The 20,259-nt window shown below is 38.9% G+C and carries 21 protein-coding genes; 1 reads left to right on the top strand and 20 read right to left on the bottom strand.

Annotated features, from left to right (window positions below; all coding sequences use genetic code 11):
• Positions 1-3 precede the first annotated feature (3 nt).
• The 20 genes from J1899_RS10460 to J1899_RS10365 all read right to left on the bottom strand — a co-directional run bounded on the left by J1899_RS10460 (position 4) and on the right by J1899_RS10365 (position 19,599).
• A complete protein-coding gene (locus tag J1899_RS10460; protein ID WP_214478583.1) occupies positions 4-621 on the bottom strand; it encodes a hypothetical protein in 618 nt (205 codons plus the stop codon).
• A 56-nt stretch (positions 622-677) separates the two neighbouring features.
• On the bottom strand, positions 678-1,814 hold the full coding sequence (locus J1899_RS10455) for a DUF1835 domain-containing protein (protein WP_214478582.1): 1,137 nt from the start codon (positions 1,812-1,814) through the stop codon (positions 678-680).
• A 122-nt stretch (positions 1,815-1,936) separates the two neighbouring features.
• Positions 1,937-4,534 (bottom strand): ABC transporter permease, encoded by a 2,598-nt coding sequence (locus J1899_RS10450; protein WP_214478581.1) that lies wholly within the window; start codon positions 4,532-4,534, stop codon positions 1,937-1,939.
• Entirely contained in the window at positions 4,531-5,214 is a 684-nt protein-coding gene (locus J1899_RS10445; RefSeq protein ID WP_066446177.1) for an ABC transporter ATP-binding protein, read from the bottom strand. Before J1899_RS10445 ends, J1899_RS10450 begins: the two co-directional genes overlap by 4 nt.
• A gap of 93 nt (positions 5,215-5,307) precedes the next feature.
• Positions 5,308-6,312, bottom strand: coding sequence for a sensor histidine kinase (locus tag J1899_RS10440; protein ID WP_214478580.1), 1,005 nt, complete (start codon positions 6,310-6,312; stop codon positions 5,308-5,310).
• A 1-nt stretch (position 6,313) separates the two neighbouring features.
• Positions 6,314-7,000 carry a response regulator transcription factor gene (locus tag J1899_RS10435; RefSeq protein WP_066446186.1) on the bottom strand — a complete coding sequence of 229 codons (687 nt, stop codon included), beginning with the start codon at positions 6,998-7,000 and terminating at the stop codon, positions 6,314-6,316.
• A gap of 101 nt (positions 7,001-7,101) precedes the next feature.
• On the bottom strand, positions 7,102-7,752 hold the full coding sequence (locus J1899_RS10430) for a spore coat protein (RefSeq protein WP_214478579.1): 651 nt from the start codon (positions 7,750-7,752) through the stop codon (positions 7,102-7,104).
• A 166-nt stretch (positions 7,753-7,918) separates the two neighbouring features.
• Entirely contained in the window at positions 7,919-8,239 is a 321-nt protein-coding gene (locus J1899_RS10425; RefSeq protein WP_214478578.1) for a hypothetical protein, read from the bottom strand.
• Positions 8,240-9,241: 1,002 nt separating this feature from the next.
• Positions 9,242-9,904, bottom strand: coding sequence for a DNA-binding response regulator (locus J1899_RS10420; RefSeq protein ID WP_214478577.1), 663 nt, complete (start codon positions 9,902-9,904; stop codon positions 9,242-9,244).
• 223 nt (positions 9,905-10,127) lie between these two features.
• Positions 10,128-10,670, bottom strand: a complete 543-nt coding sequence (locus J1899_RS10415) for a GNAT family N-acetyltransferase (protein ID WP_246586634.1) — start codon at positions 10,668-10,670, stop codon at positions 10,128-10,130.
• Positions 10,671-10,719: 49 nt separating this feature from the next.
• Positions 10,720-10,998 (bottom strand): hypothetical protein, encoded by a 279-nt coding sequence (locus tag J1899_RS10410; protein ID WP_214478576.1) that lies wholly within the window; start codon positions 10,996-10,998, stop codon positions 10,720-10,722.
• A gap of 161 nt (positions 10,999-11,159) precedes the next feature.
• Positions 11,160-11,390, bottom strand: coding sequence for a hypothetical protein (locus J1899_RS10405; protein WP_214478575.1), 231 nt, complete (start codon positions 11,388-11,390; stop codon positions 11,160-11,162).
• 710 nt (positions 11,391-12,100) lie between these two features.
• Positions 12,101-13,189, bottom strand: coding sequence for a DNA alkylation repair protein (locus J1899_RS10400; RefSeq protein WP_214478574.1), 1,089 nt, complete (start codon positions 13,187-13,189; stop codon positions 12,101-12,103).
• 28 nt (positions 13,190-13,217) lie between these two features.
• On the bottom strand, positions 13,218-16,355 hold the full coding sequence (locus J1899_RS10395) for an SbcC/MukB-like Walker B domain-containing protein (protein WP_214478573.1): 3,138 nt from the start codon (positions 16,353-16,355) through the stop codon (positions 13,218-13,220).
• Positions 16,352-17,497 (bottom strand): exonuclease SbcCD subunit D, encoded by a 1,146-nt coding sequence (locus J1899_RS10390; RefSeq protein ID WP_214478572.1) that lies wholly within the window; start codon positions 17,495-17,497, stop codon positions 16,352-16,354. Before J1899_RS10390 ends, J1899_RS10395 begins: the two co-directional genes overlap by 4 nt.
• Positions 17,498-17,578: 81 nt before the next feature.
• A complete protein-coding gene (locus tag J1899_RS10385) occupies positions 17,579-18,160 on the bottom strand; it encodes a DUF421 domain-containing protein (RefSeq protein ID WP_066446206.1) in 582 nt (193 codons plus the stop codon).
• 256 nt (positions 18,161-18,416) lie between these two features.
• Positions 18,417-18,617, bottom strand: a complete 201-nt coding sequence (locus tag J1899_RS10380) for a cold-shock protein (RefSeq protein WP_066446209.1) — start codon at positions 18,615-18,617, stop codon at positions 18,417-18,419.
• 204 nt (positions 18,618-18,821) lie between these two features.
• Entirely contained in the window at positions 18,822-18,959 is a 138-nt protein-coding gene (locus J1899_RS10375; RefSeq protein WP_066446212.1) for a YvrJ family protein, read from the bottom strand.
• 165 nt (positions 18,960-19,124) lie between these two features.
• Positions 19,125-19,343, bottom strand: coding sequence for a DUF2922 domain-containing protein (locus J1899_RS10370; protein ID WP_066446214.1), 219 nt, complete (start codon positions 19,341-19,343; stop codon positions 19,125-19,127).
• A 37-nt stretch (positions 19,344-19,380) separates the two neighbouring features.
• Positions 19,381-19,599, bottom strand: coding sequence for a DUF1659 domain-containing protein (locus tag J1899_RS10365; RefSeq protein ID WP_066446217.1), 219 nt, complete (start codon positions 19,597-19,599; stop codon positions 19,381-19,383).
• Positions 19,600-19,757: 158 nt separating this feature from the next.
• On the opposite strand from J1899_RS10365, the gene J1899_RS10360 reads away from it, so the two are divergent.
• On the top strand, positions 19,758-20,030 hold the full coding sequence (locus J1899_RS10360; protein ID WP_066446219.1) for a phage holin family protein: 273 nt from the start codon (positions 19,758-19,760) through the stop codon (positions 20,028-20,030).
• Positions 20,031-20,259: the final 229 nt, after the last annotated feature.

Below are 20,259 nucleotides of genomic sequence, written 5' to 3'. Positions count from 1 at the left end.
CTTTCACTCCATTATATCTTCGTACATTCTTAGTTGATGAGGGTATTCTACTCCTATGTGCTCTACATTAAGTTTCCGCTGCAGATCAACCGGGAGAATAAAGATGATCTCTTCATTGTGCAGGTCACTGCCTTTAATTTCACCTATTCTTGTATAACCGGAAACCTCATCGCCTATCATAGCAAGCTGAAACTTGGATTGTCCATAAATAATGACAGAGAGTTCAATGAACATCTCATGCATTCTTTTTAACCATTGGTTTTGCTTGATGGTTAAAGGATAGTCAATTGAAAAGTACTCTTCTATTTCACATAGCGGAATTGAAACAATGACGGAGGCTGTTTCACCATCAAGAATGACTTCAACAAGGCTGTTAAGGGTAATCGTTTCTGAATAAGTAAATTTTCCAATAAACGAATATGTTTGCTCTTTATTTATCTGAATTGGAAGCTGGACAGGCTGGCGTTTTTCCACATAGTTATCCTTATAAGCTAAATCCATGTGCATTGCCATGGTTTTGAGCGCTGCATTTATGACTTCTTGGTCGCCTCCATCATACTGCATTTCCAGTTCATAATAGCTCCCACGCCATTGAGCAGGGTCGCTTATTTTTTTGGTCATCGAGATCCCCCCTCATCTAAATGGATCTAAGATTTGCAGTTATCATTGTAAAAACATTACGAACGCAGCTTCACACGATAATGACTCATCGATTTTGGTACTCCTTTTAACTCAAGAAACCCTGTATAGATTAAGTCCCTGATCCGATATTCCAAATAGTCCGCATGTTTAAATTCTTTACGGTTTTCCAAAACCTCACCAATAACACTGCCTGTTTTAATAAAGTCTTTTTGTTCCTGTGCCTCATGTAATTTTTTGATCGTATTTAAAATTAGTGAATCATAGTGATTCTGTTTTACTTCCATTATTTCATTGTCACGGAAAGTCCGCAAAACTCCCTTAGCCTGTGAGAGTGTCTCCCATTCTTTATGATATTGATACAGCTCTGCTTCATTTAATGCCTTAACTTCTCCTCTTTTTTCAAAAAGAATCCTAACATCTTGAGAGGCAAGATGACATGTATATAAGAATTCGTGTTGTGCATCCTTTGTGGTTATGTATTTCTCATAGAGTTCAACAGAATTCATTAGATAAATCACATTTGCTTTATGCCGCAGTATGTATAAAATAAACCGCAGGAATGTTTGTTCATATGCATCATTTCCATACCAGATATAAATCGGCAGAGTTTCTGGAATGTCTTCGATCTCCCGCAGCATATTCCTAAATTTATTTCCACCCTCAAATTCATCCTGCTCACTATTAATATGGTCAAACAGCCATTCATTGCGATACACTTGTCCTTCTTTCTCATGAAGCTTCCATATGGGACCGATTGCAAGAAATTCAGTAAAGCCTATAACAGCCTTTGGATGCTGCAGTCCTACTCTAACCGAGCCTGCTGCGGATTCGGAAGAAACAATATGTACGCTATCCACCTCTTTAAATGGATCTCTGCTGAACGGTTTACAAGCCAGCAATGAGCGATATTGCTGGATACTGTTGTTGATTTCTTCAACCATATCGTTCAACACATCCTGGTTGACGAATATACTGTATCCTTCAGGCGGTTGGGTCTCTTCATGTTTAAACGTTTCAAACGCTTCCTCATCAGCTATTTCAAATGATCTCCATTCGCCATTTTGAGACCAATTCGAAACAGTTAAATACTCCGTAGAGTCCATTTTATACATATAGATCCGATTAGGCTCCAAATAAAAATATACGAACGGAAATCTGACTTTGCTTTTCACTTCGATCCACTCCTTTTCTATAAATTTTACCATACTCACTCATGTAAAAAAGCGCCATATCCAATTAGGAATGACGCTTCGTTTTTGAGGTCAGAAAAGAACCTCATTTTTTCAGCTGTACTCTATATATTCTCTTGTTTAATACTCTCAATAATATTATCCTGATTGACTTTTCGAATTGAATACAGCATGGCTGTTCCTACAATCACGAAAATGCTGATAATGCAATAGAATATATTCATCCACGGTATTTCAAATGTATATTCAAATGATGAAGTTGTAGCATAATAGATCAGATACATCACAATAAAGCTGAGCGGCAGGCCATACAGTAAGGATTTTAACCCGTAGAAGAGACTCTCATAGCTGATCATTTTATTAAAGCCCATCGGTGTCATCCCTACTGACTTGAGCATAGCAAACTCTCTTTTTCTAAGGGAAACACTAGTAGATATTGTGTTAAAAATATTAGCAACTGAAATCAATGTGATCAGGGCAATAAACCCATAGGTAAAGACCGAAAGAATCAAAATTAGCTGCTCCTGCTCCTGTCTGGCTTTGTACAGATTAGAAACATAAAAATCAGTGTCGGCGTCTTCGATCATTTCCTGCAGTTTTATCGGGTCTGAACTGCGAAGAAATACACTTGAATTAGCCATTTCCTGTTTGTCAGATGCCACTAACTCATTAAAAACCTCTTCGGTCGTAATTAAGTTAACACTGCCGATGCCACCGTAATTAACCCCCATCGGAACCTCATTTGTTTCAGCCACTATGGTGACATCTGCAAATTCACTTTCGATTGATTGCTCATAATCATAATAAAGCAAAGATAGAGATTCACCAATTTCCTTAAAAACAGCTTCTGTTTCGACAAATTTTCCACTTTCAGAGTCTTCGTATTGTGCTGTATTTACTAAGATGACCGGGTGACTTTTCAATGGTTCATCTGTAAATGATTTCACACCAATTTGTTCTGCGTAATCTTCAAAGCTTCGTTCATCCAAACTGGTAACGGAAGTGTAATATGGAACTCCCTTTTCATCCAGCTCTATTAATCCGCTTTTTATGTCTTCCTGAAACGGCAGAGCCGCCTCCTCTTCTTTTACATAAAAGTTTAGATCAATTTGTTTTTGCAGCACTGAACTCTCAACCAAATCAAATTCTTTAATACTTGCCAGCTGTTCTGACTTTTCTTCATTACTGCTATTGAGTGAAACTCTAATGTCAAAATTAATTCCTTCCTGTGACAGTTCTAATGATTTTTTTAAGCTATCGGTAAAATAGGAGACCGATAAAAATAAGAGAATGCTGATGACAAGGGAAAAGACGGTCACATTATAACGGCGCTTATTTCGTTTTAAATTTTTGAGCCCTATTTCTCCTTCGATGCCAAATAGCTTTCTCACAAGTTTCGGTGTTTTAATCTTTTTGCCTGTAAGTTTCACATCCTGTGATTGGCGGATCGCATCAATTGCTGATATTTTTGATGCTTTAACAGCAGGTAAATAGGTTGATATAAAGATAGTGGCCAATGACAGAAGACATGCCGTCACTATTGACATTGGGGTAATAACTACCGTTAATTTTTCTGAAATGCCTAAAGCTCCTTCAATCATGTCATTGATCAATAGGAAGGTAATCCATATGCCAGTTAAACCAGCGGCAATGCCGAGCGGAATACTAATTAGAGCAATGACAAAGCCTTCAAAAAAGACGGAATTCCTTTTTTGCCGTTTGGTTGCTCCCACACTTGAAAGCATCCCTAAATGACGGGATCTTTCAGATACACTTATCGCAAACGCATTATAAATTAGTGCAACAGAACCAATCATGATAACTGCAACAATAATCCCCAGAAGCCTATACAATGTAGTTTGCAGGTTTGCATTATCTGTAACACCGTAATAGCGGAGCAGACTGTCATTAAAACTTAAAGATGCTTTCTCCAATCCAATACTGTTTGCTAAAACCTCCGCATGGTCAAATATGTCCTTATTAATATCTTTCACGATAACAGATACATCAGCTGAAACATCTGCTTCAACATCTAAATAAGAAATCATGGTATATCCAGGCGACCATGTTGGCTCCCACTCCGGTCTTTCAATTTTACCAACAATCTCATATGTCTTTTCAGCAGTGTCTTCAATCGTTTCAGCTGTTTCGCCGTCCAGTTGAACAACTGAAGCTGTTTGTTTTAATTCCATCTCAGGATCAGCGTCTGGCAGATTACTCACTCTTTCTCCAACCTGCAGTGTTACTTCATCACCAATCTGATAAGAAACTCCTCCGTTTGTTTCCATATGTTCTGAAATAACTGCTTCATTGCTCTCTTTTGGCAATCGGCCTTCTTTTAAATGAATTGGATAATTCTCTAAGCCATCTGTATCAAAGGATTTAATAAAGACATATGGCTTATTTTCATTTTCAGAGCCTGTTAAATTGGCATAGCCCTCATCTCTCGATAAAAAGGCTGATTGTGTTTGATCGTCATCCTGAATCGCCTGTATTTGTTCTTTACTTACATTTTCGTACGACACATGCCATTCGCCATTATTGGCAATGGACTGTTTTTTAAATAAATCCAGGAAAGAGACTCCTAAAGTGGTCACTGCAGCAATCATCGCAACAGAAATAATAACACCAAAGATCGTAACGAGCGTTCGCCTTTTATTCTGTTTCAAGTGCTGAATGGTTAGCTTGTTAACGATATTCATGGATGAAGCACCTCATCCTTTGCAATCCTGCCATCTTCTATCGAAATAACGCGGTCTGCTTCAAGTGCCACCCGCTCGTCATGTGTAATCACAATAAGTGTTTGCTTGTAAGTTTTATTAAACATTTTCAGCAGGTCCATTATTTCTTCGCTGTTTTTGCTGTCCAGATTGCCAGTAGGTTCATCTGCAAGCATAATGGCAGGCTGGCTGATAAGCGCTCTTCCAATCGAAACACGCTGCTGCTGTCCCCCTGAAAGCTGATTCGGCAAATGAGACAGCCGGTGTTCTAGGCCTAGTGTATTCACAATATCAGTTAAATGCTGATTGTCGACTTTATGTCCGTCAAGCAGTACGGGCAGCGTGATATTTTCTTCCACTGTTAACACAGGTATTAGATTATAAAATTGATAGATCAATCCAATTTGCCTGCGTCTGAAAATCGCAAGCTGTGATTCGTTTAATCCATAAATATCGGTATTGTCAACGAGCACCTTGCCGCTTGTTGGAATATCGACACCGCCAAGCATATGCAGCAAAGTTGATTTACCTGACCCGGATGGTCCAATAATCGCCACGAACTCACCCTTTTTGACTGAAAAAGAAACATCATCAAGAGCTTTGACTGCTGTATCTCCTGTTCCGTACACTTTAGACAGATTCTCTATTTTTAAAATATCCATATCATATACCTCCAACATTCAATTTACATAAAGTATATCTGCCTAAAATGACTCTGCCGTGACTGTAAAATGACAATTTAGTCACTTAAGCTTTTACAGAATTTGTTTATATAATTTGATATGGAATGTTGTTCCTTGGTTAAGTTCACTTTTGACAGTAATAGAGCCGTTCTGCCTCTTTATAATGCTATATGCCATGGCTAGTCCTATTCCAATGCTGTCATCACCAGCATTTTTCCCTTTGTAAAATCGCTTAAATATGTATGGAAGATCTTCTTTCGGGATACCTCTGCCATTGTCAGTGATGATGATTTCAGTAAAAAGGGCGTTTTCAGAGCAAGAAGCCGTGATGCGTCCGCCCTCCCCAGTATGCTCAACACAATTTTTCAAAATGTTCAACAGCGCTTCTGCAGTCCAGTTGGCATCACCAATAAACGTCGCTGTCACATCACCTGTGAGTTCAAATGTTTGATTTTTTACATCCATCGGAATCAGGACCGGCTGAGTTGCTTTTCTAATAGCATCTGCCGCGTTAACAGGGTCCTGTTTAAATTGGATTGTTCCGGCATCAATTTTTGATAGCTTTAACAGTGAAGACACAAGCCAATCAATGCGTTCAAGCTGTACGGTCATACTGCGGGTGAATTCTGAACGCTTTTTAACATCTAAGTTGCTGTCGTTCAGGAGATCAGACATCACCATCATGGACGTTAAGGGAGTTTTTAATTGGTGTGAAATATCAGATATAGCATCAGTTAATTCTTGCTTATTCTTTTGCAGATAATTACTTTGGTCAGAAAGCTTCCTTGTTACTTTATAAATTTCATTTTTTAGAATGCTTAATTCACCTTCATAATTATCACGAATGTCATATGCTATGCTTTCACTGCTGATTTTCCGCATATAATCTGTGAGTTTTTCAATTTCCCGATATCGCCACCTTGTAAATAGTAAAAAAGCGGTAATCAGCAAAACTTCCGTTGCCAGAATGTAGATAAGAGCCTCGGCTGTTAAAAAAAATGTGGCTGCTCCCACTATAAGTAGACCTATTATCATCAATACAACCATAAATAATTGCCATTCCCTGTTCCTCCACATGCTACTCACCTACTTTATAGCCAATTCCGCGGACAGTTTTAATGATTTCTGGTGTTTGCGGATGGTCCTCAAGCTTTTCACGCAATCTTTTTATATAAACGGTCAGGGTGTTATCATTCACAAAATCACCTGCTACATCCCATAACTGTTCAAGCAGCTGTGTTCTTGACAGCACTTGTCCAATATGATTGCTGAAGATGAGCAGCAAACGATATTCAAGTGCAGTTAGAAATACTTCTTCCTCCCTCTTGAACACTTTACCTTCCAGTGTGTTTATGACTATATGTTGAATTTCAATAGTTTTTTTATTCAGCGGCTGTTTAGCGTATCTGCGCAGCACCGATTTAATTCTCGACAGCAGCTCCCGAATCCGAAAAGGCTTCGTAATATAATCATCTCCACCCATATCAAGGCCCATTACTACATTCACCTCATCGTCGAAAGCTGTTAAAAAAATGACCGGGAGATCACTGCGCTCCTTCACGTATGAGCATAAATCATAGCCGCTTCCGTCTGGAAGTCCGACATCAAACAAGCAAAGATCAATACGGTCTATCTCTTTAGATAAAATATCCAATGCTGAAGCAAAATTATAACAAAGAATGGATTCAAAACCATCTTGTTGTAATGTATATTCCAGACCTGCAGCAATCGTTTTGTCGTCTTCAACAATCATAATCGTAACCATTTAATTCACCTCAACCTCTAGCATAAAGGATCAATGAAGTGATAAGCAAAGTTTATTTATTTTAAAATAAAATACCCCTGCACAGGGCAGGGGCAATTTGATTAATGCTTCATTTGATTGTTCATAGGCATTTGCCCTGCTGCTGGTGCTGCAGCTGGAGCGTATGCATTTGTTAAAGCCTGCATATCCTGTGCTGCCAATTGTGGAACTTGGTAGTAGTGATTCTTGTTTTGATAAATCGATAGCTCATAAGCCATTTCAATGCAATTTGGCACTGAATCTGCCAGCACTCTGCGCACGACTGGATTTGTTGTTTCCAGTGCAGACATTGTTTTTTGAGATGCAGCTGACTTATGTGCATGCAGCAGGCACCCTGAAATATATTCATCGTTTATTTCAGTTGCAGACTGGAATGGTTTCTTAGGCGCTCTTGGTGTTAAACCATAAATAAAATCATTGTTTTGCGTCATATTATACGTTTGTGTCGGCACCTGAGGATCTTGACCTGTTTTGAAGCACTCAAGAGTTGTATTATACTCTTGAACAAGGAAAGCATGCTGGCGATTCATGATATTAATCAGTTCAGGATCTTGTGCATGCTCCTTTAGCATGACAAATTGATTAATCGTGCCAACCCCTGCAGTTAGTACTTCATTTAAGTCAAAAACCTCATGTCCGCCATGGTTCATTTGCGGCGGTACAGTACCTGTGTGCATATTTTGATGCATTTGGCCTTGTTGTTGGATGTCCATGATATTACCTCCCTTTTAAGTTTCAGTGTTACCTTGTTATTATGAAGATTTTCCGGTTTGTTATTCACTTGTTGGGATAACCAAAATTAAGCATTGAGATAAGGGAATTTAGTAATTTTATGTAACACAATGTCGTCCAAAAAGCAGACTTTTAGAATTGAATGGCTTAAGATTTAGCTTTAATTTGTTCCCGGATATTTTCTAATTCTTTTATAGGCAGCGTACCGAGGGATTTCATTATTTCTTTTTCAATGGATTTGCGATTTCTCTCCCGAAACCCATCCCACCAATCACGAAGTCCTTCTGTATTCTTGAGCAAATATTCAATATCGATCTCTTCAACCTCATCATCAGAGAGATAGGTTAAGACCTCACCAAGCATTTTGTTTAAATGCTCTATTTCATCTTGAGCGCTGTTAGGTTGCTGTTCATTGGGCTGAAGCGTATCAGTTTCTGTTTCATCAGATTTCTCAACTTTTCTTGGCATTATGAGATCGCTCCTGTTTTTTCTTTAGTTTGCCCAATTAACGGAGTTGAAGTCGAGGTTATTGAGGAATGGGTTTATATCGAGAGTGGGGGGGTGGTTGTTGCAGCCTGATAGTGAAATAAGCGGAGATTTTACCGTTATTTGCTGAAATGAGCTATTTTCGGGGAAAATAAGAGGAGGTTTTCCGACTATCTCGCTGAAAACAGCCTTTTTTTATGTTTTTCGGGCAGTTAGTCGGAATTTCTCCGTCTATTTCAGCACTTTTTCCGTGATTTTACGATTTAAGCGGAATTCTTCCGTTTATTTTTCAGATTGGAGCGGTCCTCTTTGTCTGTTAGTTGATGAGTCCGGACTTCATGCGGCCAGTTGCAGGAAGCAGAAGCTTTTTATCAATTAGGTTAGGTTGAAAATGGATGCTTGTTGCAGCCTAATGAAATAAGCGGAGAATTTACCGTTATTTGCTGAAATGAGCTATTTTCGGGGAAATAAGCGGAGGTTTTCCGACTATTTCAAGAAAAACAGCCTATTTTTATGTTTTTCGGGCAGTTAGTCGGAATTTTTCCGTCTATTTCAGCACTTTTTCCGTGATTTTACGATTTAAGCGGAATTCTTCCGTTTATTTTTCAGATTGGAGCGGTCCTCTTTGTCTGTTAGTTGATGAGTCCGGACTTCATGCGGCCAGATGCAGGAAGCAGAAGTTTTTTATCAAATAGGTTAGGTTGAAAATGGATGCTTGTTGCAGCCTAATGAAATAAGCGGAGAATTTACCGTTATTTGCTGAAATGAGCTACTTTCGGGGAAAATAAGCGGACGATTTCCGACTATTTAAAGAAACATAGCCAATTTTTATGTTTTTCGAGCAGTTAGTCGGAATTTCTCCGTCTATTTAGGCACTTTTTCCGTGATTTTACGATTTAAGCGGAATTCTTCCGTCTATTTTATCCAGGATGGATGCCTCAATTCATAATAAACCCTAGATTGATCCCTACACTCCATAGTACATCAGATAGGAGCCTTCACCTTATCCCCCAGTCGATAAGTGCGGACTCTTTTTTGACCTGATGCGGGAATCAGAAGCTTTTTATCAACTAGGTTAGAAAGCACTTTTTTTACAGTTTTATCACTTAGCTTCATATAATGTAAAACTTCTTTAGGGGAGATGGCTTCTCCTTTACGAACTGCTAACCGGATTACTTCCTTTTCAGCGTAGGACAAGGATGTTTCATCGAACTCATCACCCAGCCATTGGCCGATCATTTGCTGAACAATCTGTTGGCAGCGGCGTGGCTTCTCTTTTATTTGGTCATAAGAAAAGCGAATCACAGTCCATCCATCAATCACTAACTGATTTTGACGATCAAGGTTGTCAGCAAATTGCCATCTGCTTATGTTCTTTAAATGAGGCCCATACCCGTCAATCTCAAAACATATCCGAATTCCCGGGCGAATATAAGCAAAATCCAAATACCTTTTGCCGTCCTTGAAATCATCTATTTCATATTCTGGATGAAGGTACTTGAACTGATAAAATATCGGCCACCACACTTGCTTCAAAAATAGCATTTCAGCCTGACTATGGCCTTCTTCCAAGCGCCGCAGCCGTTCCCCAGTTCTTGCCTGCATGTGAGCATTTAAAAACGCCTGATATTCTTCTTCATATCCCATTGAATTCCTCCTTTTTCATAATAGATACTTCTTCATTATTAGAGCCTAAAACTTACCCAGGAGATCTTTTAACCTGGAATCCAGCATAGCTGTCTTTTAATCTGCATTAATTTGATTGAACATTGGAAGAAATGGTGCAGATGGAGGTAAATTTACAGAGGGTAATCAGCGGATATTACTATTTTAGTTTAGTATAAATCTTCCAATTGTCAATTTATATCCTTTAAATACCGAGAACCAGCATACACAATTGAATCCTAACTTTATCGGTTATAACCCCTTTGCACCTAAGAACGTATTGAATTAATTGAACATATTCTCCTAAGTATTCTTCCTTTCCAGCTCTGCTTGTTTCTTGAAATCCTAATTTCTCAAGCATTTTTCGTGAACGCTGGTTGTTTTCATGCGTTTCAGCAGTGTATTTGGCTATTCCATATTTCTTTACACCATATTTCATCAAATCTGACGCTGCTTTTGTGCCAATTCCTTGACCCCAAAGCATACTTTCACCAATCGCAATTCCCAATTCGGCAGTATCGTTCTTCATATCTGCCATGTCGCCATATCCAATTAATTTTCCGTCTTGCTCAATCCCTAATCTGACAAATTCTCTAGAGGAATAATACACTTGATTGAACCACCAGTCATATAATTCCTCTGGCTTTCGATCAATCTTCCAGCCATTTGCATGACAAAAAGTCTTATCGGTACTCCAATTGAGTACATATTTGTAATCGTTCATGGTAATAGGTCTGATTTTTATCACAGCTTCCTCCAATTCACTCTTCCTTTGAAATCCATTACAAACTACAGTGTCATGACCTCTTTCTAAAAACCGTATGAATCACCCCAAAGAAAACACAAGCATTTACAATGATAAAAACTGAGAATTCCTTCAACTCAGTCGGAGATAATTTTAATTCTTCATTTAGGAAAAATTGCATCTCTTCATTTAAAGATACAGGTATGGTTAAGTTGGATAAAAACATACCTATTACTGCAAAAATGCCGTACATTTGAAGAGCTTTTTTTATTGTCATGTTTTCCTTTGTATGTATGTTTATTTCAGCAGCTGCTTTTGTTTGCACTTCCAATCTTGCTCCTCCTTTCTCTGTCTCCTTTTTATACGAAGAAATAAATAGAAAGTTCCATATTTTCTTAGACGTACAATACATTTTTATACAGCAAATTTTTGATGTGGTAGTTCAGTTGTCATTTTAGCTCAGTTCCATATGTACTATTATGCTGCGGTATCTTACAGGAGTACAAAAAAGTCCGCTGGCAGCGGACTTTCATCTGGGTTATAAGTGGTTAGGGTCACCGTTTTAACAGTAACTAGTTCTTGGCTAACAGTTTGCGGACTTTGGAGTAGCGTTTCACTTATTTCTAGGACTTTTTCACCATTTAATGAGGCTATATCCTGTTTTTGAAAAAAAACACGACTCTTTTTACCAGTTACTAGGGTTTCGTGGCCTGTTTCTCTCATTTACAAGACTCTCTTTTCCAGTTACTGGGGTTTCGTGTCCCGTTTCTCTCATTTACACGACTCTTTTTTCCAGTTACTGGGGGTTGGTGTCCTGTTTCTCTCATTTACACGACTCTTTTTACCAGTTACTAGGGTTTCGTCTCTCAATTACAAGACTCCGATTTCCAGTTACTGGGGTTTCGTGTCCCGTTTCTCTCATTTACACGACTCCATTTACCAGTTACTGGGGTTTCGTGTCCCGTTTCTCTCATTTACACGACTCTATTTACCAGTCACTGGGGGTTTTTGTCCTGTTTCTCTCATTTACACGACTCCATTTACCAATTACTGGGGTTTTGTATCCTGTTTCTCTCATTTACACGACTCCATTTTCCAGTTACTGGGTTTTTGTGTCCTGTTTCTCTCATTTACACGACTCCCTTTACCAATTACTGGGGTTTTGTATCCTGTTTCTCTCATTTACACGACTCCATTTTCCAGTTACTGGGGTTTGGTGTCCTGTTTCTCTCATTTACACGACTCCATTTACCAGTTACTGGGTTTTTGTGTCCTGTTTCTCTCATTTACACGACTCCATTTTCCAGTTACTGGGGTTTCGTGTCCTGTTTCTCTCAATAACATAACCCCAATTACCATTTTTCAGCATTTCATATCTCGTTTCTCTCAGTAATACGCCAAATATCGGTAACCCAGCCCAAGTCCCATTCCCCTCACCTAACAATAAATGAAAGCTTAGCTTTTTCTTCCCCATTTATAAGAATTGCTATCATGTGATCACCAGGATAGTGTTTTCTTGTTGTCATATTTCTAAAGGATTGTTTCTTTTTATACAGAAGCGGTTTATCCTTCGAGATGGTATTTTCCGTTATTTTAAATATTTTAGCGGATTGTTTGCCTTGTGCTTTTGCATATTGGATCCGGTATTCCAACCGGATCGGGGTTGGTTCGTTTCGCTCTGAGGCGATGGCAAAGGAAAATTGAAGTTCTTCTCCAATTTGGATCGTTTCATTTTCAATCCTGAAGTTTTGAACAGATAATCCTTCTGCACCTGAATATCCGAATAAGGCTAAAGCAGCAGGGTCACCCTTTTTTAACAGTGTTCGGCATGCATGCTTAATAATCCAATCTGTATAAGGATGTGAACGGATCCAGCTTTGTGCTAATTGAAGGACAAGTTCTGGATGATCCTTTGAGATATCATTTAAATTATTGGCTACACTTTTACGAACATATAAAGACTCATCTTCTTTCAAAAGCTCCAAGATGGGAATAATAGGAGATGGGTCTTTTTTTAACGGCTGAAGGGCCATTCCCCAAGGGAGACGGGGACGAATTCCCTCACTTGCCAGACGCCGAACATTGGCATGAGGTGAGACTGCCCAGTTCTCCATTTGTTTTGCCATCTTGTCTAGATCCTTCAGGATAAACGGACGGACGGCAAATTCAGATGTCGAATACATAGTGAAATGTTCCAAGGCTGCAATGGATAGCTCCCAGTGATCCAAGCCAAATACTTCAACATAGTCTGGAAAAATAATGGCTGCCAAATCTTCATTTTTAAAATGGGGTGCAACTTTCATTAGCAAGTCTAAGCTTTCTTCGTAATCCGCAGGCAAGCCTTCATTCAGTTTTAGCGTAATATGACGCATCCGTTCTTTTAATGTTCTATACTCCCATTGTTCATCAAAAACAGCAGAAGTTAATACCTCCCCGTTAAAGGGAGGATATTCAATTTTAATAGAAGAGATAAGTTTATGAATAAATGGTACATTGTAGATGTCTTTTAATGCAGAAGCCATTTCAGCGTCTCTCCTTTAGATTAGAAGCTTAATGATTCATCAATAAAAATTGCGTTTTGCTGCCTGTTTGGGTTGCAGTTACTTCTAATCTTGCATCAATTCTTTCTTTCAGTTCCGGCACATGGGAAATCACGCCTACGAGACGGCCGCTGCTTTGAATATCAATTAATGATTCGATCGCCTGATCTAATGATTCAGGATCGAGGGTGCCGAAGCCTTCATCAATAAACATGGTTTCAAGCGAAACCCCGCCTGCATAGTTTTGAACAACATCAGCCAGGCCAAGTGCCAATGCAAGAGATGCTTTAAAGCTTTCTCCGCCTGACAATGTTTTCACATGCCTTTCCTGTCCAGTATATTGATCATAAATAAGCAGTTCAAGTCCGCTTTGAACATTTCCTTTTGAGCGGTCTGTTTTGCGCAGCAATTCATAGCGTCCGCTCGTCATTTTTGTCAGACGGCTGTTGGCTTCCCTTAAAATATCATCTAAAAAGGCAGCAAGAACAAAACGTTCGAATGTGATTCTGTACGTATTTTGACCTTTTGAAATGTCAGACAAATGGCCAATAAGCTGATAGCGCTCTTCCAATTCCTTCATGGAGGCATTAATCTCATCGATCTTTTGTTTTGTTGCTGTGTTATCTCTCTTTTTGATCGTTAATGCGGTATATTGCTCCTGCAGAATGGAGATTTGCTCGTCCAATTCCTTCAGCTGATTTCTCATTGCCTCTAGATCAGGTGCTTCAACATTGTGAAGGAGCTCTGACAGCTCAGATATTCTGTCTGTGACAGAACGCAGCTCTTCTCTATAATTGCGGATGAAGCTGTCAAGATTCTGAAGCTGCTGTTCCGTACGCTTTGCCTGTTTATATTCTCCATATACTTTAAAGCCCTGTTTTTGCATTTTTTCAACAAATAGATTGCGCTCAATTTTTAGCTTTTCCTGGATTTGACCAGCGTTTTTCTCCTGCAGCTCTAATCTGGCTTTTTCTGCAGCGTGCTTTGACTGTGTCTCCTGATGCATCTTTTGTGCTGCTTCAAGCTGTTTGAGCATCTGCTGCAGTTCATTCTCGGCTTGCTGAAATTGTTTCTGATAAAGCTGTACGGATCGCAGTTCAGCTGGGATTTTCCCTGTCATACGAGTCAGCTCTGTTTGTTTTTCGGTATACAGAATAGTTGCTTCATTGACTTTTTCTCCGGTGGATTGAAGTTCGTGTTGAAGATTTTTCTTCGCTTCTTCACCATTTTTCAACTGTTTTTCACATAGAGAAAGTCTTTCTTTTTCGTTGCTGAATTCTTTTTGTGTAAGTGTTAATTCCTGTAGCTTATCTTTAGCTGTTTGAAAAAGAGATGGCAGCTGCTCCATCTGATAGTCAGGAGAATGCTTTCGTATGTCCTCTTCTAAATCATTTAACGTATCAAAGATCGCTTGCTTGGACGATTGTGCCTGATAAAATGCAGACTCAGCCTGCCCTTTTTGCTGTTCCGCTTTGACCAGCCTTTCCTTGGCAGCTTTTAAATCTTCATCAGTTGGAACTTCGCCGCTTGCATGTGCAGGCACCGGATGATGGTTTGAACCACAAACAGGACAAGCCTCTCCATCAGCAAGTTTCCCAGCCAGCACAGCAGCCTGGCCTTTAAGCCACGTGTTTTCTAAAGCTTCTTGAGTTGCTTTTGCATCCTCTAACTGTCGTTTTGTTTGAGTATAAAATTCTTCTTTTACTTTGTGGATCCGCTCTGCTTCATGATAGCGATCAGATTGATTTTTAAGCTGCTGCAGCTTATGCAGCTCATTGTTAAGCTTTTCGATGATATGCTCATTTTGTATAAACTGAAGCTGATTTTGTTCCAATTTACCTTTTTCTGCAGTTAATTCTTCAAGTTTGGCTTCTATTTGTTTTTGGCGTTCCTCAAGCTCGGAACGCTTCTCTTTTAACTGCTGGAGATTTTTATTTGCTTCCATTGCATCAGCCTCTACAGCTGCAAAAGAATAGATATCCTCTTGAATATTCTTTAAGCGATTGACGTTTTCCTGAGCAATTTTTCTTTCCTCTTCCTTATTCTGTTCCGCTGTCCATAATTCCTGATGTTTTTGAAGCAATTGGGATAAATCTGTAAAACGGGTTTCGGCTTGTTTGTGCTCCTGCTCGGCCACATCTAAATCGCGCTTTAGCATATGACATATTTCTTCCTGCTGTTCCAAAATAGCCGCTTTATGCGCAAGCGCAATCTCGGCTTCCTTTTCTTCAACAGATGTTTTTAAACCATCCAACTCGATCTTACGCTTCTGCAGGTTTTCTTTTGTTTCCAGCTGCTTGACGATATTTTCTGCTTCATAAATCTTTTGCTGTAGTTTGTTTCGTTTCTCCTGCTCTGTCTTGCCTGCTTTTATGAGCTGCTCTAGAGCAGCTTCCATGAAGGATATTTCTTCCTCCAGGAGCGGAAGGATTACAACATCATTTGTGCTTCCTGCGTCGAGGTAATTCTTAAGTTCATCAGAAAAAGATGCATGTATTTGCTGAATTGCATGTGATCGATCATCAAGTCTTTTTTCCACTGCCTTTTTCAATTGAGATGCTTCTTCTTTTAAAACTTCTTCCATTCTTTTATAAAGTTCTGTATGAAAGAGGCGCTGCAGAATCAATTCTTTGTCCTTACTGTCCGACGTAAGAAGTTTACGGAACTCTCCCTGTGGAATCATTAAAATTTGCCTAAATTGATTGCTGTCAATGATCATAATTTCTTTAATTTTTTCATCTACATCTCTTACATTTGATGCGAGGAGCTGCAATTTACCGTCCTTGTCATAGATATAAAGTTCAGCTTTTGCTCCAACCGTAGTTGTTCCATCGCCCCGTTCTTTTTTCTTGATTTGCTGAGGAGATCTCGAGATAAAATACGTTTTATTTCTGAGTGAAAACTCAAGTGACACTTCTGTTGCTATACTGTTAAGTGCAAATTGGCTCCGCAGATCACTGCCATTACGATCTTCGCCGCTCGCTTTACCATATATCGCGAAGCTGATTCCATCAAAAATGGTTGTTTTGCCAGCTCCTGTTTTACCTGATATAACAAACATTGTTCTCAATCCGAGTTGTGTAAAGTCGATCTCTTCTTTTCCTGCGTACGGCCCAAAGGCTTGCATAGTCAATTTTAGCGGTCTCATTTCAATGCTTCCTCCTTCCGTACTTTTTCAATAACATCAGCGATCGCTGCTTTTCTTTCTTCTGTAAAAGGAGATGTTGTCATTTCCTCATAAAATTGCTGAAATAAATCGAGCTCAGATTTTTTCCCGTCCTTAATAGATGTAAAAGATGATTTCTTTTTCATATCAGTTATAGATATTTTTCGCTCTAAATGAAGAACATTTGGGAAAACTTGTCGGAGCTTGTTAATCGGATCAATTAAAGCTCCCTCATCTAATAGATTAATTTTAAAATAATCTTCTATGTTTTCTTTTTCATAGAAAGAAGGATCTAGTAATTCTTCTAGGTGTCCTTCGATTTCTCTCATATCTTTTTTAGGCTGAATCGAGCGTGTGCGAAGCTCAAATTCTCCATTTTCTTTCATTTCAATAATGGATATAGATTTATTTTGCTTTGCTTCAGAAAAAGAATATTTTAAGAGAGATCCAGAATAGCGGACTGTATCATGCTTGATTGCGTCTGGGCTATGCAAATGCCCTAAAGCCGTATAGCTGAAAGGTGAAAATACATCAGCATGCACACAGCCTGAGCCGCCAACAGATAATGTACGCTCCGAATCGCTTGTTTTTCCGCCTAACACAAAGGCATGTCCAATCAATACATTTGGTTCATCATGATTGATGTTTTTTTCAATCTCTCCTACCACTCGTTTCATTGCATCATCATGGGAGTGAATGCTTGAATCATCAAATAAGTGCCGCACCATACCAGGTTCTGCAAATGGAACTAAATAAAAGTTCACACCGTTAATAGTGACCGGCTGAAAGTCTGATTGCAGCTTCCCTTCCAAATAAAAGTGGCTTTTTTTATACCAAGAGCTACCAAAAGAAAGGCGTTCAGCACTGTCATGGTTGCCTCCTATAGCAACAATCGGAGTGTTTAGCTCTACATTAATCTTAAATAATACTTCATTCAGCAATTCAACCGCTTCAGTTGGAGGAACAGAGCGATCATATAAATCACCTGCTATGACAACTGCATCCGGCTTTTCTTCTTCGACAACTTCAATAAATCTCTCTAAAAAGTAGCGCTGATCCTCTGTCATATATACACCGTGCACAAGCTTCCCTAAATGCCAATCAGCAGTATGTATAAACTTCATTGCCTTTCCTCCCCATTCCCTATTATTAGAATCTATTATAACAAATCAAAAATGGGGATAGGAATATTTGTTCTATTTTAATTATTTTAATTTCGAAGGATGAGGATTTTTATGTTCACCATTTACTAATTCTGCAAATAATTCCCCTGGAGGTGTCTGATCGGCAATAGGGTTTTGAGCTGTAAGTCCCATTAACCTTTTGAATTCGCCAACAGTAAGAGGCTTGGCTTCATCAGTTAACTCATAACCAATTTGTCCATTAGGTTCCAGTGTTGCTGTTTTTATATTCTCTATCTTATTTATACCCGATATTCGAATGCGCATCTCCAGCTCATCAACAGAAATGCGCAATTTTTTCAACTGATGAATATCAATGATGCCATCTTGAATGATCACTTTTGACTTGCCTGTAATAAATTTTTCAACTGCATTAAATTTTAACTGTACAATTTCCATGAAGACAAGGGCTGCCACAAAAATCCCTGCGGCAACGACTGTTTTCCAGACGCTTTGTTCTACAATAGGTTTAACAATGATCGATCCGATGGAGATCATGACAACCGTTTCTGCAAGGGTCATCTGCGAAATCGATTTTCTGCCAGCCAGTCTTAAAAGAAGTACACCAGCAAAAACCATTATGAGGGCTGCAAGAGCAAAGTTCATGAATAATCACCTTTCTTAAAAATTGACGCAGACTCCCCTATAGACTGAGAGTGGCATCTGTTATGTGATTTAGTGTGAAAAAGATTGCTTCTAGACAAGACATAGCCTATTACTTTTAAAAATTCATTGCTGAGTATTCTATTTTTTGGATTGATAAAGGAAATTATACAGAAATGGGAAGAGTTTCTTTGAGGATTATAAGTGAAATGATAAAAGCAGCCGAGGCAAAAGCCAGGGCTGCTTGGTTAGTTAGCGATTATAGTTTGTTTACGTTTGCAGCTTGAGGTCCGCGAGCACCTTCAACAACTTCGAAAGATACTTCTTGACCTTCATCTAAAGACTTGAAGCCTTCAGTTTGAATAGCAGAGTAGTGTACGAATACATCGTTTCCGTCTTCGCCTTCGATGAAGCCGAATCCTTTTTCAGCATTAAACCATTTTACTTTACCGTTTTTCATAAAAAAAATCCTCCTATTGACTAAACCATTAGCCATCTTTAATCACCATTTACAACGATTATGCTTTACCTATACTACTGTTCCTAACCTTGTTTAAAGAGACGGAAAAGTTGCTAAAAAAGTATAACACGATGCAGAACGGCTATTCTTAACTTAGCATTATACTTAAAATATGTCAACAATTTCCGTTCCCTCTATTTTCCTCTATTGTTTCATTTTCTCAGGCAAGCTCTGGATTGAGTTGACGACAACATCAAGCTTTGCTTCGATCCGATTTAGTAAGAATAAGGTTACTACAATTGGAAAACCAACATCGCTAATAATTTGGGAAATCTCATCCATCTTATTACCCTCCCTTCCTTTTTATTAGAAATTTGTGAGCGTTCATTTCATCAATAGAGAAGCATTGGAGAAGCTAGACTCTTTTTTACGAAATTTCATTCTCATGCTAAAAAATAGTTCATATTAAAACAAGGCCAGCAGACTTCCTGCCGGCCTCTTCTGCAATTAGACAAATTCATAGGATGTTACGGTGCGTTCTACTAATCTAGCTTCTTTTACTGCCACATAGCTGCCATTGCTGCCTTGAAATACATCTGATGAAATCATTTGCTCCATCGCTGCTCTTACTGCATCTGGATCGATCGGCTCTTTCGGCTGATCAATTGAAATTCTGGCCTGCTTGTCTAGGTTTGTCAGAAAGGTAAGCTCCAATGTCTTTTCCATGCCTTTTTCCCTCCCTTCTTTTGTTTAAAGTTGATCATTATTCTACGATTGTGTAGCTGTCGTTTCTTGTTATTGAAACGATTGGAGTGTCGGTAAGAGTGCCTACAGCTTGTGCTGCGGATAGTAAACCATCTGCTGTTGCTTCTTTTTTGATGTTTGAAAAGGTTTTGGATTTAAGGATCGGTTCTCCTTTTTCATTCAAACCTGTTTCAAACGCAAGCTTTAACTTGGTATCAACCATAAGTGCTTGTGCCATTGCCATCACCTCCTTTCACTTTCTATATAAATAAAAAGCAGTAGAAAGGACAGGTAGCAGGCAAAAGTTTTTTAATTCATTTCGCTCAGGTTAATAAAACAAGCCATTCTATCACATTTTCATAAGATATATAGAAGCCGGACAAAGGAGGTGGTTTGATGGACTTATTAACATTCCTGAACCAGAAATACGTTATGCTAATACCGGCTCTTTGGGTTATTGGAGCTGCTTTAAAAAATACCCCTATTATCCCGGATTGGACGATTATTTGGATTTTATTTCTATGTTCAATCACGATTGGAAGTCTAGCTCATGGCTTTACGTACGAGTCAGTGGTAAATGGGATTATAGCTGCTGGTATAGCTGTTTTTGGGCATCAAATGTTGAAACAGACTTTGGAAGGAGGCCTGATAAGAAAACAAAAGAAGTAAGGAAGGAACAAAATCAGCTTTCTGCCAATTGATCATGCCAGCTGCTGCTGGCATATTGGCTACATATAGAAAAGAATAATTAATTGTGGATCTGACATGGTTATCGATACTAAAGAGAGAAGGATATATAAGAGGATGAATTGTTTAAAGAGATAATTTCACCTTAACCAATGTAAATATAGAGAAAAACATTGCAGAAAGGAAAAAGCACCCCTCCAGAGATGCTTTT

This window comes from Cytobacillus gottheilii (genome assembly GCF_018582665.1).
GTDB classification, from domain to species: domain Bacteria; phylum Bacillota; class Bacilli; order Bacillales; family Cytobacillaceae; genus Cytobacillus; species Cytobacillus gottheilii.
This window is presented reverse-complemented; position numbering and strand designations above follow the sequence as displayed.